Here is a 24,107-nt window from a genome sequence, read left to right on the forward strand (position 1 = left end):
AAAGAAAATTAAGGTACTAAAATGAACCGTAGGAAAGCGTAAAAAAGATCAGCGAGCGTAGTTCAGAAAGGCTCAAACGGGCCTGAGAAGGCCTGATTAACCACCAAAAACGTAACGTATGGACGCACTGATCCCTGCTAGGATTGCATGGGCGGTTGCCAGATGGCGAAGGAATATCCCTGAGGCTGGGAAAGCGTGTACCAGAAGGTAGCCTTGGGATGGAAGGAATAGGATTCAGTAACCGTTAACTCGGGTAGTTGCAGGACGCTGTGAATGAAAATTCCCGTGCAATGACAAACACAAAAGGGCGAGCAAAGGGCATGTTCGCAGTCGTTGTGATGGGGATGATCAGCCGGAGTTAACTGGGTCAGAACGGTTGAACGCTCAGGTACAGGCTCATGGTGATGCTCGGTACAGGGAGCTACCGAAAGCATCAGAATGTAGAAAGCCAGCAAGAGTGAACAAATCCGCATGGGGCAAAGATAGCCGATTGGGGCATGCAACAGGGAGGCAAAAAATAAAAAAACGCTGAGCAGTTGTCCTGTCAGCGTTTTGTATCGATGAATTTCCAGTTTTATTCAATCACTACTCGTTTCACAGTTCCGTCTTCGCCCTGCGTTACCGTAACGAAGTAAGTACCTTTTTCCGCTTTTTTCGACAGCGTAATCTGACCTACGTATTCGCCTTCAAAATCCTTCACGGTTTCTTTCGCCACTTCCCGACCTTTTACGTCCGTTACCAGAATCGTTACATCGCCTTTGGTGGGAGAGGTAAAACGAAGATTCAGGGTTTGATTAAAGGGTCGGTTGGGATACACATTCAGACTACGGACGGTCTTGGATGAACTGGTGCCTTCCCAGGTGAAAACCTGCGGCGAAAGCTTAGGTAAGGAGTTTCGATTGGGTGCATAGTAGCGGAAAGACTGGCTGAATTGATCGCCAAAGTTCTTGCCCCAGCGTTCCATGTTTTGGCCAAAACGTTCCATTTCCTTATCAAACTTTTCCCATTCTCCGCGAGCTAAAGGCTCATCATCGCGGTAAGCTCTGGGAGCACGCGGAGCTTTAGGGGTTCTGGGTGGGGTTGGAGTTTTCGGAGAACGGAAAGACTGAATGCTGAATTCCTGGTTTTCCTGATTAAAATTAGAATCTCCCTCAGATCCAACAGTAATGCGAACACGATCATTATCTGAAGAGGAAGTAGCGTTTAGTGAGTCCAGGAAAGCGTCCAGCTTTACCTGATTTTCAAAGGAACGATCAATGATATGGCTACGACCATTCCCCGAACGTTCGTAATGGAGACGAAGTTTTTTATTTTCTTTGGATGACTCTTGCTGAGCCAGAGCCGTGCCGGCGGTAGCAATAATAGTAGCGAGAGCTAACATGGGTAAACGCATAGTCATATCGGTTTGGTTATAGATGCCTCAAAGACAAGCCTGCCGTTGATGACGTTGCATGGGAAGGAGGATTTTCTTGAGTACCCTGCCTGCATACTTGTTAAAAATGCTTAAAGGTATAACTTTGGCCTGTTCTCCTTGAGAGATTCAGGGGGTAAATTCGTTGTTTAGAGGATAGTTTAATAATGGTTTGAATGTTTGATAGAGTTTGAGGAGGTTTGATAAGTTTGAGTTTTTGAGAAGGTTCGACAGTGCGGTAGCTAAATCTTTTTCTCGAAAGTTTAAAACCGGGGCACACGGCCCTTGGGGAAGTTCAGATGGATAAGTATCATCAAACCTTCTCAAACAAAATCAAACTCTTTCAAACGGTTAAGTACTAAAGAATGACGCAGCAGAAGATCCGTTGGTTAGTAGCTCTGATGTCGCTGGCTCTGATTGGGCTGGTGGCCTTTCAGGTGTTTGGCCTGCGGGAAACGCTAAACGCCAAAGCCGAACAGTTTGATGCGACGGTAACTGAGGCCATGGATGCGGTAGTGCATAAACTGGAAAAAACGGAAGTGAGCGTTTTGACGAATAAAAAAATTGAAGCCGAACGCCGCCGGGAGCAGTTACAGCACATCGCCATTCCTCAGGTTCCTGAGAAAGCTCCGGTCATTGCCCAGAAGAAAAAACGCTCGAAGCATGCCGAGAAAACGGATAAGTCGGCAGATCCGGCGACGATCTTACGATACGCCACTTCATCTCCCATTGTGCAGCAGTTTGAGTTTTATGGACGAACCAAGGTTTCTTCAGACGTATTAGGCCGGCCCGGAGGTGTATTAACCGATGCAGAATTACATTACATCGAAGAATATTACCGGAATGACATTCCTACCCAGTCAACCGAACGTTCGCGGGAGGAGCTGGAAAAAACCTATGAGGAAACGGTGTTCCGAAACCTGCCCCGGGACCTACAGATAGCCAAAAGTAGAAAGGATTCGTTGGGACGACTTTTATCAAGTCGGGTGATTGGAAAGAGTAAAAGGGCCGCCCCGAAAGAGCAAAAAACGACCAGAACCACTACTGCTTCTAAATCCAAAACTGCGGTAACCCGCCGACTGAAACGTATTGATTCTACCAGAAATCTAAAGAAAACGGAATACGAAAAAGCGACGCAGAAATCGCAGATTATGCGGGAGGTCTTTCTGGACCTGTTGACGAATGACCGACCTTTAGATCAGCGGATTGATACGGATATTCTCGATTCATTATTACGGCATGAATTCGTGGCCCGGGGCATTGACCTGCCTTTTGAGTATGGGTATCGCTCCGATGATCATCCCCATGATTTCGTTTATACGTCATCGCCCGGTTACCGGGAAGATCGTTTGTTAGCAGGGTATAGCATGCAGCTTTTCCCTTCTGATTTATTGGCAACCGACAATGTACTGTTTGTGTATTTTCCTGAACGCCAAAGTTATCTGGCGGAACAAATCTGGACGACCTTGATAAGCTCTGTCATATTAATTCTAGTCATGGGAGGCTGTTTTTACTTCGCCATGAGCACCATTCTTCGTCAGAAAAAACTGTCTGATATGAAGAATGATTTTATCAATAATATGACCCACGAATTCAAAACGCCGGTTTCGACCATTTCGCTGGCCACGCAAATGCTGGAGGATGACGCTGTTGCCGCGTCGCCGACGATGCTGCGGCGTTACCTGGGTATTATTCGTGATGAGAACCAGCGGTTAGGCTCTCAGGTTGAAAAGGTATTGCAGGCAGCTCGTTTTGATCGGGGAGAAGTGAAAATGAATCGGGAGAAAACCGATATGCATGAGCTGATTGAAACCGTAGTTCATAGCTTAAGCCCGCAAATTGAAGCCCGAAATGGTAACTTACAAACTTACCTAAGAGCAAGTAACCCCACGATTGTGGGCGATGAAGTGCATTTAACCAATCTAATTTTTAACTTGCTCGATAACGCCATTAAGTATTCCGGCGAAGTAACGGATGTGCTGGTAAGTACTGACAATACCACTCAGGGCTTAAGAATTACGATTGCTGATCAGGGAATCGGGATGAATAAAGAAGCGTTGAAACACATTTTTGAACAGTTTTATCGCGTTCCCACGGGTAATGTGCACGACGTAAAAGGCTTTGGTTTAGGGCTTAGTTACGTTAAAAAGATTGTGGATGAACACAAGGGCACGATCAAAGTAGACAGCACGCCCGGAAAAGGAAGTACTTTTGAGATTACCTTACCGTTTGAATAATAAAAAGTGTTTTGACACTACCGATTGATAACAAGACAACCTATTTTTTGATAAGTGTCTACATCGGAGTTAATTAATGACAGCAACTATGAAAATCCTGCTCGCTGAAGACGACCCAAACCTCGGAACCTTATTACAGGAATATTTGACTTTGAAGGGTTATCCCGCTGATCTGGCCCGTGACGGGGACGAAGCCCTGAATCAGTTTGTCAAGCAGGAGTATGATCTCTGTATTTTCGACGTAATGATGCCTAAGAAAGACGGCTTCACGTTGGCGAAAGAAATCCGTCAGGCGAACGCCGATATTCCCATTATTTTCCTGACGGCCAAGGCAATGAAAGAGGATACGCTGCAAGGTTTCCGACTCGGTGGGGATGATTATCTGACGAAGCCATTCAATATGGAAGAACTGGTCGCCCGGATGGAAGCCATTCTTCGACGGAGTCAGAAAAATGATCAGAAAGACCAGAAATCGAACCGTATTTTCCAGATTGGTAACCTGACTTTTGATTCGGAACGGCAAACCCTGACGCACGGCGAAGAGTCGCAAAAACTGACCAGCCGGGAAGCGGAGTTACTAAAGATTTTCTGCCAGCACCTCGGGCAGCCGCTGAGCCGTAGTTATATCCTGAAAGCCATTTGGGGTGATGATAGTTATTTCAACGCCCGAAGCATGGATGTGTATCTGACGAAAATTCGTAAATACCTACGGCCCGACGAACGCATTCAGCTCATTAATCTTCACGGCGAAGGCTTTAAAATGATTGTGGATTAATGGAATTAATAGTTGCTGGTTATTCGTCTCAACCTATTTCTTTATTATCTCTGGCGTAGGTTATATATAATTTGTGCACGAAGGTAGAGACGCGACTTTATCGCGTCTGGGTAGAGGCGGTTTTAGTTACTAATTGGGATTAAAAATCCCTGGCAGATGGCTTTCGGATTACAAATCCGAAAGAGCGTGCTATGTAGAGACGCGACTTCATCGCGTCTGGCCGGCAAATGAAAATACGTTAAATCGTAGCAAAACCGCCTCTACCCAGACGCGATGAAGTCGCGTCTCTACAGGAATGCTCGATGCTATCAAAAAAAACAGGATGCTAATCCGGGGAAGCGAGATTAGGCCGTTTTGAAAGAAAATTTCCGCACAAACGAACCCACGACCATTCCCAGAACACTTCCGGCCAACCCGTATAAAATCGGGTTAATGCTGGTTTCTGCGGCGACGGCTACGAGCCAGGCTATAAGCCCTACACTCATGGAAAGCAGGCAACCTGCAAGCGAGGCTTTCTTCCAATATAAACCCGCTGTCATGGGAATAAAGAGCGAAACGAGACTAAACGCCGAGGATTCGCCCACCAACTCAAACACATTCTGCCGGTCCAGAGCCATCAGGACCGAAGCTGCTGTAACGCCGATTACCGAAAGACGAATGGTCAGTAATAATTTCTGATCGGATAGAGAGGGGAGAAAAGGGCGAACCAGATTCTCCCCAATGACGGCTGCCGGAGCCAGAATAGCCCCCGAAGTGGTACTTAGTAAAGCCGAAATCAAGGCTCCGAAAAACAGAATCTGAACGGCCATAGGGGCGTGCTGTAAAACCATATTGGGCAGTAACATCTGCAAATCGCCCTTTAATAAGTCGGGGTGTAATTGCACAGCCATCAAACCAATGAAAAGTGGGAATAAAGCAACCGTCCAGTATAATACTCCCGCAGTTACGGCGGAGCGAACGGCGGTTTTCGCATCTTTTGCGGCCATTACTCGCTGAAAAACATCTTGCTGGGGAATGGAACCCAACCCGATGGTAATCCAGGCTACGAAATATTCCAGGGATTCGTTCAGGGAAAAACTTCGGGGAATAACCCGGAAAAAACCTTGGGGTTGTTGCTGAATAACCGCCGAAAGCCCATTGGATTCATTTAAAAGAATAATGGCGAGAATGATTAATCCAGTAATAAGAATGATGTTATGCAGAAAGTCCGTAATCGACACTGACCACATACCGCCCGTTAAGGTATAAATCATCACCAAACCCGCTCCCGTCCAGATGCCCGTGGTCATGGGTAAATCAAAAACCGTTTGTCCAATGATACTCATCGAAACCAATTGAGCGGCGATCCAGCCGAAATAGGACGGGACAATGAGTAAAGCCGAAAGTAGCTCAGCAGATTTGCCAAAGCGTAAACCGAAGAAATCGCAGAAGGTAATGATGTTCCAGCGGTAAAAAATTCGGGCGTAAAATAAGCCGACCAGAATGAGGCATAACCCTGCCCCGAACGGGTCTTCAATGACACCCAGGAACCCTTCTTCCACAAATCGTCCCGGTGCTCCCATCATGGTTTCGGAACCGAACCAGGTAGCGAAGGTTACCATCGAAGCCAGACCAAACCCCAGTTTCCTTCCCGCTAATACAAAGTCTTCCGTATTACTAACCCGCCGAGAAGCCCACAGACCCACGCCGAGGTTCAGGATTAAATAAAGAATAATAGAGGCAATGAGCATCGGGAAGGGGTTAATGCTTTCAAACGAAAAGTAAAAATAATAGCAATTCCATAGACTGGTGCGAGATGGCCGTCTTGTCCCCACAATTCGGTAGTTTCTTCATTACTTTCTGGTTTTACGGCCGATAGAAATCAGCCATAGATCAGGTAATAGATAAGAATCTCGCACTAGCGGGTATAAGTTACAATCACAGGAATATGATTATATGAAAATATGTTCATATATTTGGGGCGATTGTTACGCACTATTTATGACGATTACCGAAAAAATTAACAGTAAAGAGAAGCTTGAAAAAGCAGCCTTTATTCTAAAAACCGTCGCCCATCCGACTCGATTGGCGATTATTGAACTACTGGGAACCAACGATCGACTCAGCGTGAATGAACTCAGTCGCTTGCTGGATTGCGAGCAGTCGCTGTTGTCGCATCATCTCATTAACATGAAACTCAAAGGAATCCTACAGGCTGAACAGGAAGGTCAGAGTCGGTATTATTCGCTGAAAGAACGCGACGTACTAAAGCTGATCGCCTGCATTGAGAACTGTGAGTGTAGTATGTAGGATGGTGGAGTTAGTAGGATTAGCAATAGCCGTCCTGATTGGACTGTTATTGAGTTTGTTAGGTGGCGGTGGGTCCATTCTGACGGTGCCCGTGCTGGTATATTTATTCAAGGTACCTCCACCGATTGCCACGGCGTATAGCCTCTTAATTGTAGGCTCGGCCTCACTGATTGGTTCGATTGATTATTTGCGACGGGGATTATCCAGCCCGAAAACGGCTTTATTCTTCTCGTTTCCATCGTTTATGATGGTCTTTATTTCGCGAAAATTTCTTGTTCCGGCTTTGCCCGAAGTGATCTGGCAGTCTGGAAACTGGGTACTGACGAAGGATTTATTAATGATGTTACTCTTTGCCGTGCTGATGGTATTATCGGCTCAGTCGATGATTCGCGGACGGCGGAAGGAACGAGTGGATACCGGCGAAGAAATTCGCAAACGGCTGAATTACCCACTGATTTTCGTGGAAGGTTTATTAGTAGGAACCTTAACGGGTTTTGTGGGCGTGGGCGGTGGCTTTTTGATTATTCCGGTATTAGCCAACTTCGTAAAGTTACCGATGAAACTCGCCGTTGGAACTTCTTTGCTGATTATCGCGATTAACTCCTGTATTGGTTTTCTCGGCGATCTGGGTCAGCATGAGATGGACTGGCTGTTTTTGCTGAAGTTTACCAGCTTAACCTGGCTGGGGGTCGTCGTCGGAACGGGCTTGTCCCGGCAAATTCCGGGACAGGTATTGAAACCCGCTTTTGGCTGGTTTACGCTCCTGATGGGAACGGGGATACTGATAAAAGAGTTAGTCTTTTAAATCACTTTTAAGTATAGATTTTGTAATTGAAAAGGCTACGGCCTACGGATTAATATGAACGGAACATTTGAAGAAATTATCAACTCAGAAGAGCCTGTATTACTGGAGTTTTACACGGAATGGTGTAAGCCCTGTAAGAAGATGGCCCCGCATTTAAATACGGTTGCCGAGATTTTCGGGCAGGATTTGACGATCATCAAGATTGATGCTGAGAAGAATATGACGTTGAAGAAGCACCTGAAAGTCGATTCAGTACCTACGCTGATTTTATACCAACGGGGTAAATTACTCTGGCGTCAGGCGGGTGGTGTGTACGCTGATAAGCTGGAACGAATCATTCGCGAAAAGGTACGATTTTAGTAGAATGAGTTTAGGGTTTGTGGGTTTTGTGTTTAGGGTTGTTATTCAGGAGTCATGCTTCTTAAACTCAAAACCCTAAACAGATAAACCTAAAACATCAACTCTTAAACGAACAAAGCCATGAATGGTAACTTTCAGCAACTCATCGCTTCTGAGAAACCCGTATTAGTTGACTTTTTCGCCGAATGGTGTGGGCCTTGTAAAATGATGGCCCCTTACCTCAAAGCGGTAAAAGATAAAATGGGAGAAGAACTGACGATTGTCAAAATTGATATTGACAAAAACCCGGCTCTGGCTTCCCAGTTAAAAATCCAGTCGGTTCCCACGATGGTGTTATACCAGCGGGGCCAGCAGCTTTGGCGACAGTCGGGCGTGTTATCTGCTCAACAGATCGAGCAGGTGGTCCGACAAAATGCGAGGAACTAACCTAGGGGCAGGAGTAGTTGCCTGCCTCACCCTTCATCAGTTACCTTATGATCATCGAACAATTATATACCGGATGTCTGGCTCAGGGAGCCTATTACATTCAGGTAGGAAATGAAGCGGCCATTATTGATCCGCTTCGCGAAGTTCAGACCTATATTAACAAGGCTTCTCGCAACGGAGCTACGATCAAGTACATTTTTGAGACGCATTTTCACGCTGACTTCGTGTCGGGCCACGTGGATTTGTCGGCTAAAACCGGAGCTCCCATTATTTATGGCCCGAACGCCAAACCCGCTTTTGAAGCCACGATTGCAACGGACGGGCAAGAATTTAAATTAGGTGATCATTCCCTGAGATTACTGCATACACCCGGACATACGATGGAGTCCAGCTGTATTTTATTACTGGATGAAACGGGTAAGGAAAAAGCCATTTTCACTGGAGATACCCTGTTTATTGGAGACGTAGGCCGGCCCGATTTAGCCCAGAAAGCGGATCTTACGCAGGATGATTTGGCGGGATTTTTATATGAATCCTTGCGTTCCAAGCTGTTACCGTTACCTAACGAGGTAATCGTTTATCCGGCTCACGGAGCGGGCTCAGCTTGTGGTAAAAATATGAGCAAAGAAACCTTCGATACGCTGGGTCACCAGAAAGAGGTTAACTACGCTTTGCAACCACAAACCAAAGAACAGTTCATTGAAGCCGTGACGGATGGGTTAACTCCACCACCGGCTTATTTCCCGGAAAATGTTCGTCTGAACAAAGAAGGCATTGAACCGGTGGAGAAAGTATTGAAACGAGGTAATCAGCCTTTGTCCCCCGAAGCGTTCGAAGCCGTAGCTAATACTGAAGGAGCGTTGGTGCTGGATACCCGCAAACCGCAGGAATTCAGTAAAGCGTTCATTCCAAGAAGTATTAACATTGGCATTGACGGCGATTTTGCTCCCTGGGTCGGAACGCTCATTCCCGATATTAATCAGCCGCTATTGCTGGTGACTGCCCCTGGCCGGGAGGAAGAAGTAATCACTCGGCTGAGTCGCGTAGGGTACGATCAGGTATTAGGTTTCCTGCAGGGCGGTATGGATAGCTGGCTTGCGGACGGGAGAGAAACCGATGCCATTGAATCTATTCACGCGGAAACATTTGCTGAACGATTTGCAAACGAAGAGGTAATCGTTAAAGATGTTCGGAAGCCGTCCGAATACGAAGTCGCTCACGTAGCGGGTGCGGAAAATACGCCTTTAGCATCCTTGAGCGACCATATGGCTGAATTTCCCAAAGATCAGCCTTTCTACGTACACTGTGCCGGCGGTTATCGATCTATGATTGCGGCTTCTATTCTAAAAGCTCGGGGATACGATCAGGTTCGGGAAGTAGCCGGCGGATTTGGAGCTATTGCGAAAACGAGTGTAGCGACCGAAAGTGGAGAAATGATTTCCTAAAACTCACGGCCCGTATGTTTCATGCGGGCCATTTTTCTAACAAAATGATGGAATGGCTCACCCGACCTTGGCCCTGGTATGTGGCCGGGCCACTGATTGGACTAACAGTTCCGGCTTTGCTTTTGCTAGGCAATAAAACCTTCGGAATTTCTTCTTCCCTGCGTCACATCTGTGCGGCCTGTCTGCCCGCCGGAATTCCTTTCTTTCAGTATAACTGGAAAAAAGAAAGCTGGAATCTGATGTTTGTAGCCGGAGTTCTGGTGGGTGGTATTCTTGCCGGACTTTTCCTGAAAAACCCAGAGCCTATCGTAGTAGCTTCAGCAACGAAAGCAAGCTTACAAACGATGAACGTGCATGATTTTCAGGGATTGATACCGGAAGACGTATTTAACTGGTCGGCGTTAACAAGTGCTCGCGGCTTTATTCTAATGGTAGTGGGTGGTTTTCTGGTGGGATTCGGAACTCGCTGGGCGGGAGGCTGTACGTCTGGTCATGCCATTATGGGCTTGTCTAATTTGCAATGGCCTTCGTTAATTGCAACCATTTGCTTTATGATTGGTGGATTTATCATGACCTGGTTTGGTTTACCTTACATTCTTACTCTCTAAAAATATGGAGACAAAAACGGAAGAATTTACCCCGGAAGTGAAGACGCAACGCCCAAATGAGGTTTCATTACGACCGCTCTGGGCGTATGGAGTCATCGGCATTCTTTTTGGTATTGTTTTTGTGAAGGCAGAAATTGTTTCCTGGTTCCGAATTCAGGAAATGTTCCGGCTGGATAGTTTTCACATGTATGGGGTGATTGGCTCGGCAGTGATGACGGGTATGATTTCAGTATTCCTCATAAAACGCTATCATGCGAAAGCCTTAACGGGCGAGAAAATCGTAATCCCGGCGAAGGTATTTCAGCCCGGTCAGATTTACGGAGGTTTATTATTCGGCTTCGGCTGGGCTTTGACCGGAGCTTGTCCTGGCCCTTTGTTCGCTCAAATCGGAGCGGGTTATAGCGTGGTAATCGTTACCTTGTTTGCTGCTTTGGCAGGAACCTGGACGTACGGAGCTCTACGGCGGTATTTACCCTAAAGTGATATTTATCATTGATTAAAATGATGATCAGCCGTAACCTTGTAGCGTATTCCACGGCGATTGAAACCCAACCGTCAAACATCAGAACTTATGAAACGGAGTAAATTAGAAGCCGTAGCAGGCGGGTGTTGTCCCCGTTGTCGCGAAGGAAAGCTATTTAAATACCCTGTCTGGAAACTGACAAAGTTCGACCAGATGCACAAATATTGCCCTACCTGTGGCTTACGTTTCGAACGAGAACCGGGCTTTTTTATCGGAGCCATGTACGTTAGTTATGGGCTAACAACAGGAATTATTCTGGCTACGGCTGTCGTGCTCTTTTACTTATTCAACGACCCTTCTCCTTTTGTATACATTGGCGTTTCTATTAGTTTAATCGTTCTGTCCGTACCTTTTACTTTTCGGGCCTCAAGGATTATCTATATACACCTGTTCTCAGATGTGAGTTATGAGGAAAATCCTCCAAGAATTGAACATGCCGATTCCTGAACTAATACGTAGAGACGCGATTGATCGCGTCTTTTTTTGCGTAAAGTCTTTGGGGAATCATTTAAAGTAAAATGCTCCTAACCCAGACGCGATAAATCGACGTTTCTACGATTGATTATAATCCAATAGATTGACCCGCTATCCAGGCCGTTGTCCAGGCAGCCTGAAAGTTATAGCCCCCGGTAATGCCGTCAATATCAAGTATTTCACCCGCGAAAAATAAGCCCGGAACAATCTTGCTTTCCAGCGTTTTAGCGTTAATCTCGGAGAGAGTTACGCCGCCGCAGGTAACAAATTCCTCCTTGAACGTTGTTTTACCCTGTACTTCAAAAGCATTATTGGTAAGCATTTCGAAGAGGCGATTGAACGGTTTTCCGTTGAGATCAACCCACCGTAACTGCTCTGAAATTTCTACCTCCGCCAGTAACATTCGCCAAAGTCGATTTGGAATCTGAAAAGGAGCGACGGTACCTAATTGTTTGGCCGAATTAAGTTTCTTAAACGCTTCGAGAGCCGTTCGAGCATCTTCCGACTTCTGATTCGTCCAGTTTACCAGACAAGTAAATCGGTAATTATTCTCTTCCAGTTCGCGAGCTGCCCAGGCCGATAGTTTCAGAACCGCCGGGCCGCTTAATCCCCAATGGGTTAAGAGCACAGGTCCTTCGTGCTGGAACTTGGTACTGGAAATACGAACGAGAGCTTCATTGACCGAAATTCCTGATAAATCACGTGTAAAGGAATCCGGTAGATTAAAAGTGAAAAGGGAAGGAACAGGAGGTGTAATGGCAATCCCAAGCTCACTCAGCCAGTCATACCCGGTTATCTGTGGATGTCCACCCGTGGTAACCAGCACGCGATCCGCCTGAAAAATTTGTCCTTCATTAAGCGTTAACCGAAAACCTTCTTCCGTTTTCTGGATGGCTTTAATAGCCGTACTTAGATGCAATTCAACACCCGCGTTTTTGGCCTGGAGCTGTAAACATCGAACAATGGTTTCAGAATAGTCGGAAGCGGGGAACATCCGGCCATCGGGTTCCGTTTTGAGGGGAACACCCCGGCTTTGAAACCACTCGATGGTGTGCTGATTGGAGAAGCGGGGGAAGAGATTTTTGAGAAATTTAGCTCCTCTGGGGTAACCCTTGAGCAAGTCTGGAATAGTCGCCGCGGCATTGGTCACGTTGCAACGCCCGCCGCCCGAAATCCGCACTTTGGAAAGTACGTTTCTACTTTTTTCAAATAAGACCACCCGAGCTTCTGGAAAGGCCTCGGCAGCACTGATCGCCCCAAAGAATCCGGCAGCTCCACCACCAATAATCGCAATTGTTTTTTTCACGAGACAAAGGTAAGGGGAGTTTTCAGTTTTCAGTTTTGGGTTTTGAGTTTTGAGTTTTGAGTTTTCAGTTGGAAAGAGAAAGCCCGTAAAGGTAGGGGAGAGGATTGGAAATGAGAATAGTAACCCCGGAGGGGTTTAATATGAATAGCCCCGGATGTTAATCCGGGGGGACGGGCGGGTAGGTTAACGCACTTACGAATTCCCCCCGCCCTGGCTGGTGTCCTCACCAGCCATTACTAAAAATCTAGTGTTGGGTGAGCATACCAGCCAGGGCGGAGAGGGGGCTTTCGTTACGATTTAAATGATTTCCATTCCCCAGCCAGACGCGATGAAATCGTGTCTCTACAAAAGCGGATAAACCGTTCATTCAACGGAAAACTGCCTACCGAAAACAGCAAACTTAAAAACTGCTCCGTACTTTTGAGCATCCCACAGCGTCACGCTGTGGATCAACGCCTGTATTATGCTTCTAAAAGACATCCTTTATAAAGTTTCACTGGAGGCGGTGGCGGGTTCCACCGATCTGGAAATCCATACCATTACCTTCGATTCGCGTAAGGTCGTTCCCGGAAGTTTATTCGTAGCCATTCCCGGAACGCAGGTCGATGGCCATCAATTCATTCCCAAAGCGATTGAACTGGGAGCCAGTGCCATTTTGTGCGAACACCTGCCCGAAGAATTACACGAAAACGTTACCTACATTCAGTCGAAGGATGCCTCCCGAGCGATGGGCTTTGCGGCGGCTAATTTCTACGGTCAGCCTTCCACCAAATTAAAGCTCATTGGTGTTACCGGAACGAATGGGAAAACGACCACGGTAACCCTGCTTTTTCGCTTATTTCGGGCTTTAGGCCACCGGTGTGGGTTGATTTCTACCGTTCAGAATCAGGTAGAAGACGAAGTAATACCGAGCACACACACCACCCCGGATTCGTTAACACTCAATGCCTTATTGGCAGAAATGTTGAGCAAAGGCTGCACGCATGTGTTCATGGAGGTATCTTCCCACGCCGTAGTGCAGGAGCGTATCGCGGGCGTGCAGTTTGCGGGCGGCATCTTCACCAACATTACCCACGATCACCTCGATTTTCACAAGACATTCGACAGTTACATCAAAGCCAAAAAGGGCTTTTTCGATCAGTTGCCCAAGACAGCTTTTGCACTGGTGAATGCTGATGATCCGCGAGGCCGGATTATGGTGCAGAATACGGTAGCTCGCCGCGAGACGTTCTCTTTAGAAACCGGAGCCAGTTTTAAAGGTAAAATTCTCTCCGATTCCATCTACGGACTGGAAATGGAAGTAGACCAAAAACAGGTTCATTTCCAGTTAATAGGCAATTTCAACGCCTATAACATACTCGGTGTGTATGGAACGGCAATATTGTTAGGTGAAGATCCCGAAGAAACCTTAACCCAATTATCCGCCATTCATCCACCCGCCGGACGTTTTGAGCAAGTCGTTTCTCCCGATCATATCGTCGGCATCGTGGATTATTCCCACACGCCCGATGCCCTGAAAAATGTGCTGGAAACCATCGTTGAATTACGCGAAGGCAACGAGCAAGTCATCACTGTAGTGGGTTGTGGCGGAAATCGGGATGCCACCAAACGTCCTGAAATGGCCCGCATTGCCTGCCAGTTTTCTGATCAGGTTATTCTGACCTCGGACAACCCTCGCAATGAAGAACCGGAAGCCATTCTGGAGGATATGAAGAAAGGAATTCCGTCGGATACCTCCGCCGAAGTTACCATTATAGTGGATCGTAAAGAGGCGATAGCTAAAGCCGTTGCGATGGCTAAACCCAAAGATGTCATCCTGGTAGCTGGAAAAGGACATGAAACCTACCAGGAAATCAAAGGCGTAAAAAATCACTTCGATGATCGGGAGGTATTGCGTGAATTATTCCAGAAATAAGTAATTATATAAAGAATTGAAGAAAAAGTTACCTGTATTCGCGGGTAACTTTTTCTATTATACGCTCACTTATCTGTACTTTCGTAGGCTTAAATCCTCTGATCTAACCAGTGAAAAAAACTCTTTGCCTCGGAGTTATCTTACTCTGCCTGAATAATGTAACGTGGGCTCAACGCCGTAAGCTTATCTTCCAGCAGCCTAAAATGGGCTCAATGTTTACCATTCAGGTGTGGTCCTCCGATTCCCTTAAAGCCGCCACCGCTGCCAGCCAGGCTTTTCTGATGGTTGACTCCCTAAATCAAGTATTTAGTGATTACAACCCTGACTCTGAATTAAGTAAGTTAAACAGAACGGCGGGTTCCAGTACCGAAGTAAAGGTTTCGCCTGCTCTGTGGGATATTTTAAGTATATCCAAAGAAGCATGGGAGAAAAGCTCAGGGTGGTTTGATGTAACCGTTGGACAGTTAACCCTGCTCTGGCGACAATCCCGAAAAGAGAAAAAGTTGCCTCCGGTAGAAACCTTGAAAAAGGCTATTCAAACGGTTGGAGCGGAGTCTTTGCTACTAAATAAAGCCAAACAAACCGTTCAACTGAAACGACCTGGAACGAAACTGGATTTAGGGGGGATTGGCAAAGGATATGCTGCTCAGCGAATGCTGGAAATGATGAAAAAGGCGGGTTTCGAGGAAAGCCTGTGTGATGCCGCGGGGAACATGGCCATTGGCAAAAATCCTTCAGGTGGCTGGAAGATTGGCGTGGAATGGCCCGGACAACGGGATCAGTTACTGGAAAACTGGTTGGTATTAAACGAAACGGCGATCTCTACTTCCGGCGATGTCTATCAGTCGGTGACCATTAACGGCAAGACGTATGCTCATATCGTTTCTCCTAAAAATGGATTGGGCGTTACGTATCAGCGTCAGGTGACGATATTGTCGAAAGATGCGGCTCATGCCGATTGGTTATCAACGGCCTGTTACCTTTTACCCGCTGAAAAAGCTATGCAACTGGCGAAATCCGAACGGGCCGAAATTCTGATTATCGATAAGCAAAAATCGGGTTTTAAAACTATAGCCTCCGAAGGTTTTAAAAAACTGCTCAAAGAAGAGTAGTTTTCAGGCAGTGTTTTCTATTACTGACATAGAGTTGTGAGTTTGGAGTTTAGTGTTTTGAGTTCAGGGTTGCCAGAGGTAATGAACTCAAAACACTAAACTCCAAACTCACAACGTTCGTAAACCTCTTAAACATTTTATTGTGTTCACTTTTGCTCGAAATACGTTTCGCTTGCTCTCCTGCGGTGCGTTTGTACTAGGATTATCATATTCAAATGTTCAGGCTCAGGCGGTTGAAGGAAAACCTTACGAACAGGAACTTCCGGGCTTACCGATCAAAATAAAAATGCAGCCCATCCCTGCTGGAGAATACCTGATGGGAAGTCCGGCGACGGAAACGGGTCGGCACCCCGATGAAGGACCACAGGTAAAGGTGAAAGTCGAACCGTTCTGGATGGCCGCCACTGAAATTACGCACGATCAGTTTTTCCCCTTCCGTTTTGACGATAAAGACGCTCAACCCAAGCCCGACGCCATTTCCCGGCCTACGGCTCAATACATTGACTTAACCTGGGGCATGGGTAAAGAAGGTGGTTTCCCCGCCAATTCCATGCAGCCTTACACGGCTATTACCTATTGCAAATGGTTATGGAAAAAAACCGGAATTTTCTACCGCTTACCTACCGAAGCCGAGTGGGAATATGCCTGCCGGGCGGGAAGCAAAACCATGTATCCTACGGGTGTGCAGGCTTCTACGATGGCCCAGTTCGCCTGGTATGAAAGCAACAGTAAGGAGGCTTACCACAAAGTAGCTCAGAAAAAACCGAATGCCTTTGGTTTGTACGACATGCTCGGAAACGTCGCCGAATGGACGATGGACATGTACGACGCAAAATATTTTGAGAAACTAGCTGCCAAACCTGAAAGCAGTTTCTTCATTCAACGCACTTCACCCCGGGCGTATCACACCGCTCGCGGCGGGAGTTATCAGAGTAAAGCCGCCGACTTACGTTGTGCCGAGCGTTTAGCTCAGGTGGAAGAATGGAACCGTCGGGATCCGCAGGTACCCCGTTCCAAGTGGTGGCTTACCGATGGTGATTACGTAGGTTTCCGTATTGTCCGCCCGGTGAAACAACCCAGCCAGGAAGAAGCCGAAGCCTTCTTTGCCAAAATGCTTGGACAGTAATTCTCGTTGATAGTTATTGGTTGAGAGTGGTTAGTAAAAATTCAGTAGATGCTTCATTGGCAACCAACAACTCATTAACCAGCAACCTCAAAAGTATCTTCTAAACCAAACCGTTCTATGAACAAAGATTTTCAATCTCGCCGTGATTTTGTGAAAGCAGGATCATTTCTAGCGGGCGGACTTTTAGCCGCTCCGCTAACTTCAAACGCTGGTAATCTCTTCAATAGCAGCGTTGCCGACGAAATCAAAGTTGCCCTGATTGGTTGCGGGGGCCGTGGCTCTGGAGCTGCCGTGCAGGCCTTGTTAACCAAGCAAAACGTAAAGCTGGTAGCGGTAGCCGATGCCTTTGCTGATCGTCTGGAAAATGCCGTTAAGAATATTACCGAAAATCTGACGGCTTCTGGTAATGCCAACCGCATTGCCATTGGTGATAACAAATTCGTTGGTTTCGATGCCTACACCAAAGCCATTCCATTGGCTGATGTAGTGATTCTGGCCACGCCCCCCGGTTTCCGCCCCATTCATTTTGAGGAAGCGGTGCGTCAGGGAAAGCATATTTTCATGGAAAAACCCGTAGCGACCGATCCGGCGGGGGTTCAGAAAGTATTAACGGCGGCGGCTGAAGCGAAGAAGAAAAAGCTGAACGTCGTGGTGGGTTTACAACGTCATTATCAGAATTCGTACCGGGCTTTGTTGAAAAACAAAGCTATGATCGGAGACATCGTTTCGGGGAATGTATACTGGAATAACGATGGTGTTTGGGTAAATCCAAGAAAAGACGGCCAGACCGAAATGGAATATCAGATGCGTAACTGGTATTACTTCAACTGGTTATGTGGCGATCATATCAACGAACAGCATATTCACAATATCGATGTATTTAACTGGTTCAAAGGTGGTTATCCCGTTCGAGCTAAAGGTACAGGCGGACGCGAAGTGCGAAAAGGAAAGGACTACGGCGAGATTTTCGATCACCACCACGTAGAATTTGAATACGCTGACGGAACCATTCTGAATTCAGAGTGTCGGCATATCAAAGGTACCTGGGCGAAAGTAGACGAAATCATCTTGGGTACCAAAGGAAAAATCCTTTGCGATGACGCCAAGATCGTGGATTACAAAGGAAAACCTTTGTTCCAATTCAACAAAAAGACGGATAATAACCCGTACCAAACCGAGCACGATGAGTTATTCGCCGCCATTGCCAAAGGTGAATACAAATTCGCCGATGCCGAAAATGGAGCCAAGTCAACGATGACGGCCATTCTGGGCCGTCTGGCAACCTATTCAGGTCAAATCATCGAATGGGATACGGCTCTGATGTCAGGTTTGAGTTTGCAACCTTCTGAATACAGTTGGGATGCGAAAATGCCTTTAAATCCCGATTCTAATGGCTTATATCCAGTAGCAGTTCCGGGGGTTACCAAGTATTTTGTATAGTAGCTCTGAAAGTATTTTCATAAAACCCGTCGAAAGGCGGGTTTTATTTGTTTATATGAACTATATATTTTTACATTCATAGCCCCATTATTAGATGATTTATGAAAAGAGATTTACTCTGGATTATTACTTTTTTCTACTTAGTAATACCTAATCTGATTTTTTTATTGGCTTGGGTAAACCCTTTCATTTCTGTATTCCTATCCCTATTCTTTCTATATATTTTCTACCAATCCTCCTTATTTAAAAAGAATAGTAGTAACGGTTCTTTTACAGGTATTCACATTTTCCTATGGTTCTTAGCAGCTGGATTCTGTTATTATGCGGGCGTAGGTGGAATGCAGCCGCAGGAATCTGATTATTTTAAGCATAATCTATTGATTCATGATTTGATTGTAAACCCATGGCCTGTTTCTTATGTAAATAAAGATTACCATAACCCCATTCTTTGTTATTACCTCGCTTATTATCTTCCCATTGCCTGGATAGGCAAGCATTTTTCTTTTACTGGGTCAGAGTGGGCGGCATTCATCTGGACTTCAATTGGCTTGTGGCTGGGCTTAAGCTGGCTTTTACGCATGACCCGTAGTGTTTGGGTAGTGCTGGGCGTATGGCTTATGGCCGGAATCAATTATGCGTATGATTTAATTCGATATTGGGGATTGCATTGCGGGTATAACATGAATTTTTCTTCCGATGAAAAGACATTAAATGGGAATGTGTTAGATCAATACCTTCTAAAGTATTCGCTGAATCCGGGTATTGTTTTGCAGCAAGGTAATACAGAAATTTTATTAAGGTACGAGATGCTATGGTCACAGTTATGTTTCGTTCCACAGCATTTCATTCCCGCCTTACTAGGACTCGGATGGATCAGTAAAAGCCTTCAGGAACGTAGAAATCAGGATATAGTGTTAATGGCTTCGCTGTTAGCCCTATGGTCGCCCTTTACCTTAGTGGGATTCACGCCGTTTATAATTTTTCTGATGTATAAAACCCCATGGAAAACAGTACTGAGCTGGGAAAATGCGGCAGGTGTGATGTATGCCTTCTGCATAGGAAGTTACTATCTTTCCCATTTTCCACAAACCCAGGTTGGTAGTATATTTAGTAGCTTTACTACTTTTTCAAATCTTGCTTATTATCTACTATTTATCGGATTGAATTTCGGCTTATTAGTGCTGGTTTTAGGCGTTACTTCATATCGGCTAATAAGAAATCAATTTTTGATTCCGCTCTCTTTAGTGGTGAGCTGGTTAATTTTGGTAAGTTTTATTTATGTAGGCTATTACAATGATTGGCTGACCCGAGTATCTGTTCCTGCTTTCATTTATCTCTATTGTATGACATGGATCATCTGGAAGCAAATCCCTGCCAAGAAGTCCATTTCTTTTTTAGGATTAAGTTTTATTATATTCTTAGGTCTATTAACACCAGTGAGAAATTTTACTTTCTTATTCTATAATAAACTGTTTATTAAGCAGCAAAATAATATAGGTTCTAACATTCGTGATCCTCATCAATTTGGAGAAGATATGAGCCGATTTACCGGAAGAAATGAGGCTGAAAAAAAAGAACATATCGAGCGTCAATACCTCGGGCAGTCGGATTCCTTTTTTGTCAAATATCTAATGAAAAAATGAAACAATACCATTAAAAAGGGAGCCTTGTTAGGGGCTCCCTTTTTAATGGTATTGTTTTAAGGATTATTCCACCAGCGACCGCCTGAAAAAGTCCAGTCGCTAATTTCATAGCCCAGGGCCGGAAAACGACGAGGATCGCATTCGTGCATGATGTTGTACGCTACGTCAAACACGTCTTCGGTATTGGGTTTCGAGAAATAATCACCATCGGTGGTGTAAGCCGGGCGATGCGGATGAGCCGTGAGCGTTTGCGGGCTGGCATCCAGATACCGAAATACCTTTTGTTCGTCCAGAATTTTATGTAGCATAAAGCCTGAAGCTCCACCGGGCATATCTTCATCGGCTACAATCAGACGATTGGTTTTCTTCACTGACTCTGCGATGGTATGCGTTAAGTCAAAAGGTATTAAGGTCTGTACATCAATGACTTCTGCCTCAATTCCTGCTTTTGCTAACTGCTCGGCTGCTTCCAGCACAATTCGGCACATCGATCCGTAGGTAACAATGGTAATGTCGGTTCCTTCCCGAAGAATCTCAGGTTTTCCCAGAGGCAAACAGAATTCTCCCAAATTGGAGGGTAATTTCTCTTTGCTACGGTACATATTCAGGGGTTCAACAACCAGAGCAGGATCGTCGCCGCGTAATAACGTATTATAAAAACCAGCGGCTTGCGTCAGGTTTCGGGGAACAACGAAGTGCATGCCGCGTAAGGCATGGAGTAGCACCGCCATGGGGGAGCCGGAATGCCACACGCCTTCCAGTCGGTGCCCACGGGTACGGACAATAACCGGAGCTTTTTGTCCACCCGCAGTGCGGTAATGCAGACAGGCCAGGTCATCCGAAAGTGTAGCCAATGTGTAGAGCATGTAGTCTAGTACTCTACGTACTGAACCTCTACAATCGGGCGTAACCCACGCAAGGCGGTTCCAATTCCCTGACCAATGATCGTGGTTTCGCGTATACCAGTATCAGTTACCCGAATTTCGCCGAATTTGGCCTGCAAGCCCGCCATGCCCTGATTTACATCGCCGATTCTACCCACGTCTTCGCCGATAGCAAAAATGCGGGGGTCATTGGCGAAAAGAGCTTCAAAATTTTTATTTATGATTTCCCGGCCATCCAGTAAAGGAGCGTCATCGGCATACACAGGAGCGACAGTAGGCACCTGCAAAGGCGATTCGTCGGACTGGCTGTATAAAAACGTATTGAAGCGTTTCCAGTTGTCTTTCTTCGTTCGGTCTAACCATTCCGTCAGGATGTGCTTGGCGGGCGAGTCTTCGAATCGTAGCATACGAACGGCCCGTTTTACGCCTTCAATAACATCGGACCGTACCGGATTCGCTTTTTGCTGAATTTGGGTCCGAATAGCCAGAATTTCATCCCCTGAACGGCTGGATCGAGCGGCCTTTGCCAGAGCTTCCAGAGCTTCGTTCAGATCGGGTTGGAGGGATTCAAGATAGGATTTCCAGGCGGCATCGCGGCCTGCTTTAGCGGCTTTGGCGGCTTCGGCTTCAATGGCTGCGAGTTCTTCTTCCGTAGCAAAGCCATTTTCAAGAATCCAGCTTTTGAACTGACGATTACAGTCCATTTCCACTTCCCAGGCCAGTCGCTCGGCGGATTTATACCGCTCGTGTGAGCCTGAGGTCGAGTGGCCCTGTGGTTGAGTCACTTCCTGCACGTGAACCAGACAGGGGACGTGTTCGGTGCGGGCCAGTTCGGCGGCTTTTTGATAGGCCTCGACTAACCCCGCGTAATCCCAGCCTTTTACTTTTATAATTTCCAGACCCGGTTTTTCGGCTGTACGCTGAAAACCAGCCAATGCTTCGGAGATACTTTCTTTAGTGGTTTGGTAACGTACCGGAACCGAAATGCCGTAACCATCGTCCCAAACCGAGAAAACTACCGGTATTTGTAAAACACCAGCGGCATTAATAGCCTCGAAAAACATGCCTTCGGAGGTCGAAGCGTCGCCGATGGTAGCAAAACAAACTTCATTTCCATGAATGGAAAAGTCAGTAATCGAATGTAATTCAGGATTTTCGCGGTAGAGCTTTGATGCATAACCTAAACCAATGGACCGGGGAATTTGCCCGGCTGTGGGAGAAATATCAGAAGCGATATTATAGCGGGGCGTTTGCGGTAACCAATGGCCCTGCTCATCCAGATGACGCGAGGCATAATGGCCATTCATCATTCTGCCGCCCGTGTTGGGTTCAGCTTCAACGTCGGTATGAGCGTAAATCTGAGCAAAGTACTGTTGCCAGGTTAATTCGCCCAGGGCTGCAACAACGGTTTGGTCGCGGTAATAGCCTGATCTCCAGTCACCTTTGCGAAAAGCATGGGCGAGTGCAATTTGGGCCAATTCTTTGCCGTCCCCTGTGATTCCGAACTTTGCTTTGCCCATGAACACTTCCTTACGGGCTAACAAACTGGCATGACGACTTTCCCAGGCGATGCGGTAATCGAGGAGAACTTGCTCTTTAGAAAGTACAACGCTGTCAAGGGTGGCTTGTTCCATCGAAAAAAGCGGTTTGTCAGGTGAATACAAATCAGGCAAATGAATTTCAACATGAAAAGTTTGCCCTGTAACCTCGTGTTAAAAAGATTTTCCTTTAGCAAAAGGAATTTTTAAACTCAGGTACGATGTTTGTAAAAGTAAAAATAAAGGAAAAGAATCGAGCATTCCAAACGAGAGGGTTCTACCGAAAATATCCATTAACATATCATTAACACCCGACGATTTTGTGTGGGATATAGTTCCCCTTACTTTTGTTTCGATCATACTCTTGTAACCAAACCATTTTATTTCAATCTAATGAAAAAGCAACTTTTCTTCTTACTGGCCTTTTTCCTTATTTCAGCTGGTGCTTTTGCTCAGGGCAAAATTAAAGTAGACGCTGAGACGAAAGATTTCGGCAAAATTGCTCAGGGCACGCCCGTAACGCATGAATTCGTGGTAACGAACACGGGTAAAGCTCCTGTCGTAATCAGTAACGTAACGGCTTCCTGCGGTTGCACCACTCCGAAATGGTCACAGGCTCCAATCCTTCCTGGTAAAACCAGCAAGGTAAGTGCTACCTATAATGCCGCTTCTGTAGGGCCTTTCAATAAGCAGATCACGGTATATAGCAATGCAGAAAATAGCACAGTGACCATGTTCCTGAAAGGTGAAGTTCAGCAGAAAGCTGCTGCCAAAGGAGTCAGATAATAAAAGTTTACCGCTAGTAAAGGTATAAAGGAGATAAGTTTTGAACTTATCTCCTTTTATTTTGTGTTGATAGTCAGGTGTTTAATGATGATTTTGAATATTTTATGAAAAAATTTAGCATCTTATTAAATCCGACAGGAAAAGAAATCCCGTATCTATAATCGGACAACCGAAACTGCTCAATGGTTTACTTCGGTAAGGCTTGAGTAGTAAGTTAAAGGTGTGGGTTAATTCATTTCCGGTACAAAGGGCTTCTCTATAGGGGCCCTTTGTCTTTTTAGGCTTATGGAGTTGAAAATTTAAAAAAGGAGATCATTATTAAAACTAAGCAGGACCTGAAATAGTATGATTAATTGAATTTTACCTCTCATCCTGTTAGTTTTGTTCAGAATATCTTAAGTGAGCTTTCTTTTGGGAAAAAAACGCATTGTTGTCGCTGAAAATGATCTAGTTGGCCTGCTCCGTGAGCGGGATCAACGTGGATTTACTATCTTATATGATAATTATTCTTCCGCCCTCTACGGGGTTATTTTTAAGATCGTCAAGTCTGAAGAAACAGCCGCTGACGTCATGCAGGAAGCATTTGTAAAAATTTGGCGAAATATCGATTCCTACGAGCGTTCAAAAGGCAGTTTATTCACCTGGATTTTGAATGTAGCCCGAAATACAGCCATCGATAAACTAAGATCTCAGGATTATCAACAAAATACTCAAAACCAACCGCTTGAGTATTTCGTAAGTGTTGTTGAAGAAGAGAATCCAGTAGAGCATCAGGTTGATGCCATTGGAGTTCGAAAAGTGGTCAGTCAACTTCGTCCTGAGTACCGCTCTATTATTGAATTGGTTTACTTTCAGGGTTATACTCAAGCCGAAGTTTCTGAAGAACTCGATATTCCCCTTGGTACGGTGAAAACTCGGGTTAAAGCGGCCCTGGCTCAACTCCGAACACTGATTACTCTCCTTTTGATGTTTTTGTATTTCACCACCTACATTAATTCTTAAAA

21 protein-coding genes and 1 pseudogene are annotated in these 24,107 nt (G+C 45.8%); 17 read left to right on the forward strand and 5 right to left on the reverse strand.

Annotated features, from left to right (window positions below; genetic code table 11):
* Positions 1 to 137: 137 nt before the first annotated feature.
* Both QE357_RS05765 and QE357_RS05770 read right to left on the reverse strand, forming a co-directional pair.
* Positions 138 to 473: a DUF6660 family protein gene (locus tag QE357_RS05765; protein WP_309706384.1), complete on the reverse strand. Its 336-nt coding sequence runs from the start codon at positions 471 to 473 to the stop codon at positions 138 to 140.
* A 101-nt stretch (positions 474 to 574) separates the two neighbouring features.
* Complete coding sequence (locus QE357_RS05770; RefSeq protein WP_106636246.1) at positions 575 to 1,399, reverse strand: T9SS type A sorting domain-containing protein; 825 nt, start codon at positions 1,397 to 1,399, stop codon at positions 575 to 577.
* Between the two features lie 377 nt (positions 1,400 to 1,776).
* On the opposite strand from QE357_RS05770, the gene QE357_RS05775 reads away from it, so the two are divergent.
* Entirely contained in the window at positions 1,777 to 3,648 is a 1,872-nt protein-coding gene (locus QE357_RS05775; protein ID WP_309706385.1) for a HAMP domain-containing sensor histidine kinase, read from the forward strand.
* A gap of 88 nt (positions 3,649 to 3,736) precedes the next feature.
* Positions 3,737 to 4,423: a response regulator transcription factor gene (locus QE357_RS05780; RefSeq protein ID WP_232793650.1), complete on the forward strand. Its 687-nt coding sequence runs from the start codon at positions 3,737 to 3,739 to the stop codon at positions 4,421 to 4,423.
* A gap of 344 nt (positions 4,424 to 4,767) precedes the next feature.
* On the opposite strand, the gene QE357_RS05785 is transcribed toward QE357_RS05780, so the two are convergent.
* Entirely contained in the window at positions 4,768 to 6,153 is a 1,386-nt protein-coding gene (locus tag QE357_RS05785) for a sodium:solute symporter family protein (protein WP_309706386.1), read from the reverse strand.
* A gap of 250 nt (positions 6,154 to 6,403) precedes the next feature.
* Between QE357_RS05785 and QE357_RS05790 the strand changes: the two genes are divergently transcribed.
* The 8 genes from QE357_RS05790 (at position 6,404) to QE357_RS05825 (ending at position 11,326) form a co-directional block, all read left to right on the forward strand.
* Positions 6,404 to 6,712, forward strand: coding sequence for a helix-turn-helix transcriptional regulator (locus QE357_RS05790; protein ID WP_106636385.1), 309 nt, complete (start codon positions 6,404 to 6,406; stop codon positions 6,710 to 6,712).
* 1 nt (position 6,713) lies between these two features.
* Positions 6,714 to 7,517 carry a sulfite exporter TauE/SafE family protein gene (locus QE357_RS05795; RefSeq protein ID WP_106636250.1) on the forward strand — a complete coding sequence of 268 codons (804 nt, stop codon included), beginning with the start codon at positions 6,714 to 6,716 and terminating at the stop codon, positions 7,515 to 7,517.
* A gap of 54 nt (positions 7,518 to 7,571) precedes the next feature.
* Entirely contained in the window at positions 7,572 to 7,877 is a 306-nt protein-coding gene (locus QE357_RS05800) for a co-chaperone YbbN (RefSeq protein WP_106636251.1), read from the forward strand.
* 120 nt (positions 7,878 to 7,997) lie between these two features.
* A complete protein-coding gene (gene trxA, locus QE357_RS05805; RefSeq protein ID WP_307142346.1) occupies positions 7,998 to 8,303 on the forward strand; it encodes a thioredoxin in 306 nt (101 codons plus the stop codon).
* A 47-nt stretch (positions 8,304 to 8,350) separates the two neighbouring features.
* Entirely contained in the window at positions 8,351 to 9,748 is a 1,398-nt protein-coding gene (locus QE357_RS05810) for an MBL fold metallo-hydrolase (protein WP_309706387.1), read from the forward strand.
* 44 nt (positions 9,749 to 9,792) lie between these two features.
* Positions 9,793 to 10,356 carry a YeeE/YedE thiosulfate transporter family protein gene (locus QE357_RS05815; RefSeq protein ID WP_309706388.1) on the forward strand — a complete coding sequence of 188 codons (564 nt, stop codon included), beginning with the start codon at positions 9,793 to 9,795 and terminating at the stop codon, positions 10,354 to 10,356.
* A gap of 4 nt (positions 10,357 to 10,360) precedes the next feature.
* On the forward strand, positions 10,361 to 10,834 hold the full coding sequence (locus QE357_RS05820) for a DUF6691 family protein (RefSeq protein WP_309706389.1): 474 nt from the start codon (positions 10,361 to 10,363) through the stop codon (positions 10,832 to 10,834).
* Between the two features lie 93 nt (positions 10,835 to 10,927).
* Entirely contained in the window at positions 10,928 to 11,326 is a 399-nt protein-coding gene (locus QE357_RS05825) for a DUF983 domain-containing protein (RefSeq protein ID WP_106636254.1), read from the forward strand.
* Between the two features lie 115 nt (positions 11,327 to 11,441).
* Here QE357_RS05825 and QE357_RS05830 read toward each other — a convergent pair whose 3' ends face one another.
* Positions 11,442 to 12,659 carry an NAD(P)/FAD-dependent oxidoreductase gene (locus tag QE357_RS05830; RefSeq protein WP_309706390.1) on the reverse strand — a complete coding sequence of 406 codons (1,218 nt, stop codon included), beginning with the start codon at positions 12,657 to 12,659 and terminating at the stop codon, positions 11,442 to 11,444.
* A 463-nt stretch (positions 12,660 to 13,122) separates the two neighbouring features.
* On the opposite strand from QE357_RS05830, the gene QE357_RS05835 reads away from it, so the two are divergent.
* The 5 genes from QE357_RS05835 (at position 13,123) to QE357_RS05855 (ending at position 19,895) form a co-directional block, all read left to right on the forward strand.
* Positions 13,123 to 14,574, forward strand: coding sequence for a UDP-N-acetylmuramoyl-L-alanyl-D-glutamate--2,6-diaminopimelate ligase (locus tag QE357_RS05835; RefSeq protein ID WP_309706391.1), 1,452 nt, complete (start codon positions 13,123 to 13,125; stop codon positions 14,572 to 14,574).
* Between the two features lie 110 nt (positions 14,575 to 14,684).
* On the forward strand, positions 14,685 to 15,686 hold the full coding sequence (locus QE357_RS05840; protein WP_309706392.1) for an FAD:protein FMN transferase: 1,002 nt from the start codon (positions 14,685 to 14,687) through the stop codon (positions 15,684 to 15,686).
* Between the two features lie 142 nt (positions 15,687 to 15,828).
* A complete protein-coding gene (locus tag QE357_RS05845; protein WP_232793651.1) occupies positions 15,829 to 16,812 on the forward strand; it encodes an SUMF1/EgtB/PvdO family nonheme iron enzyme in 984 nt (327 codons plus the stop codon).
* A gap of 117 nt (positions 16,813 to 16,929) precedes the next feature.
* Positions 16,930 to 18,252, forward strand: a complete 1,323-nt coding sequence (locus QE357_RS05850) for a Gfo/Idh/MocA family protein (RefSeq protein WP_106636258.1) — start codon at positions 16,930 to 16,932, stop codon at positions 18,250 to 18,252.
* Positions 18,253 to 18,353: 101 nt separating this feature from the next.
* Positions 18,354 to 19,895, forward strand: coding sequence for a hypothetical protein (locus QE357_RS05855; protein WP_309706393.1), 1,542 nt, complete (start codon positions 18,354 to 18,356; stop codon positions 19,893 to 19,895).
* A 56-nt stretch (positions 19,896 to 19,951) separates the two neighbouring features.
* Here the strand turns inward: QE357_RS05855 and QE357_RS05860 are convergent.
* Positions 19,952 to 22,413, reverse strand: a pseudogene (locus tag QE357_RS05860) (thiamine pyrophosphate-dependent enzyme).
* Positions 22,414 to 22,710: 297 nt separating this feature from the next.
* Here QE357_RS05860 and QE357_RS05865 point away from each other — a divergent pair.
* The gene (locus QE357_RS05865; RefSeq protein ID WP_106636261.1) at positions 22,711 to 23,103 is read left to right on the forward strand and encodes a DUF1573 domain-containing protein; all 393 of its coding nucleotides are present in this window, start codon (positions 22,711 to 22,713) and stop codon (positions 23,101 to 23,103) included.
* Between the two features lie 411 nt (positions 23,104 to 23,514).
* Positions 23,515 to 24,105, forward strand: a complete 591-nt coding sequence (locus tag QE357_RS05870; protein ID WP_106636389.1) for an RNA polymerase sigma factor — start codon at positions 23,515 to 23,517, stop codon at positions 24,103 to 24,105.
* Positions 24,106 to 24,107: the final 2 nt, after the last annotated feature.

It is taken from the genome of Siphonobacter sp. SORGH_AS_0500 (assembly GCF_031453245.1).
In the GTDB taxonomy this organism is placed as follows: domain Bacteria; phylum Bacteroidota; class Bacteroidia; order Cytophagales; family Spirosomataceae; genus Siphonobacter.

What these genes read in the sequence shown, in the direction of transcription:
- trxA (WP_307142346.1), top strand. Translation starts at nt 7,998, where the DNA reads ATGAATGGTAACTTTCAGCAACTCATCGCTTCTGAGAAACCCGTATTA.
- QE357_RS05815 (WP_309706388.1), top strand. Translation starts at nt 9,793, where the DNA reads ATGATGGAATGGCTCACCCGACCTTGGCCCTGGTATGTGGCCGGGCCA.
- QE357_RS05835 (WP_309706391.1), top strand. Translation starts at nt 13,123, where the DNA reads ATGCTTCTAAAAGACATCCTTTATAAAGTTTCACTGGAGGCGGTGGCG.
- QE357_RS05855 (WP_309706393.1), top strand. Translation starts at nt 18,354, where the DNA reads ATGAAAAGAGATTTACTCTGGATTATTACTTTTTTCTACTTAGTAATA.
- QE357_RS05785 (WP_309706386.1), bottom strand. Translation starts at nt 6,153, where the DNA reads ATGCTCATTGCCTCTATTATTCTTTATTTAATCCTGAACCTCGGCGTG.
- QE357_RS05780 (WP_232793650.1), top strand. Translation starts at nt 3,737, where the DNA reads ATGAAAATCCTGCTCGCTGAAGACGACCCAAACCTCGGAACCTTATTA.
- QE357_RS05790 (WP_106636385.1), top strand. Translation starts at nt 6,404, where the DNA reads ATGACGATTACCGAAAAAATTAACAGTAAAGAGAAGCTTGAAAAAGCA.
- QE357_RS05800 (WP_106636251.1), top strand. Translation starts at nt 7,572, where the DNA reads ATGAACGGAACATTTGAAGAAATTATCAACTCAGAAGAGCCTGTATTA.
- QE357_RS05810 (WP_309706387.1), top strand. Translation starts at nt 8,351, where the DNA reads ATGATCATCGAACAATTATATACCGGATGTCTGGCTCAGGGAGCCTAT.
- QE357_RS05820 (WP_309706389.1), top strand. Translation starts at nt 10,361, where the DNA reads ATGGAGACAAAAACGGAAGAATTTACCCCGGAAGTGAAGACGCAACGC.
- QE357_RS05865 (WP_106636261.1), top strand. Translation starts at nt 22,711, where the DNA reads ATGAAAAAGCAACTTTTCTTCTTACTGGCCTTTTTCCTTATTTCAGCT.
- QE357_RS05850 (WP_106636258.1), top strand. Translation starts at nt 16,930, where the DNA reads ATGAACAAAGATTTTCAATCTCGCCGTGATTTTGTGAAAGCAGGATCA.
- QE357_RS05770 (WP_106636246.1), bottom strand. Translation starts at nt 1,399, where the DNA reads ATGACTATGCGTTTACCCATGTTAGCTCTCGCTACTATTATTGCTACC.
- QE357_RS05825 (WP_106636254.1), top strand. Translation starts at nt 10,928, where the DNA reads ATGAAACGGAGTAAATTAGAAGCCGTAGCAGGCGGGTGTTGTCCCCGT.
- QE357_RS05765 (WP_309706384.1), bottom strand. Translation starts at nt 473, where the DNA reads ATGCGGATTTGTTCACTCTTGCTGGCTTTCTACATTCTGATGCTTTCG.
- QE357_RS05775 (WP_309706385.1), top strand. Translation starts at nt 1,777, where the DNA reads ATGACGCAGCAGAAGATCCGTTGGTTAGTAGCTCTGATGTCGCTGGCT.
- QE357_RS05795 (WP_106636250.1), top strand. Translation starts at nt 6,714, where the DNA reads ATGGTGGAGTTAGTAGGATTAGCAATAGCCGTCCTGATTGGACTGTTA.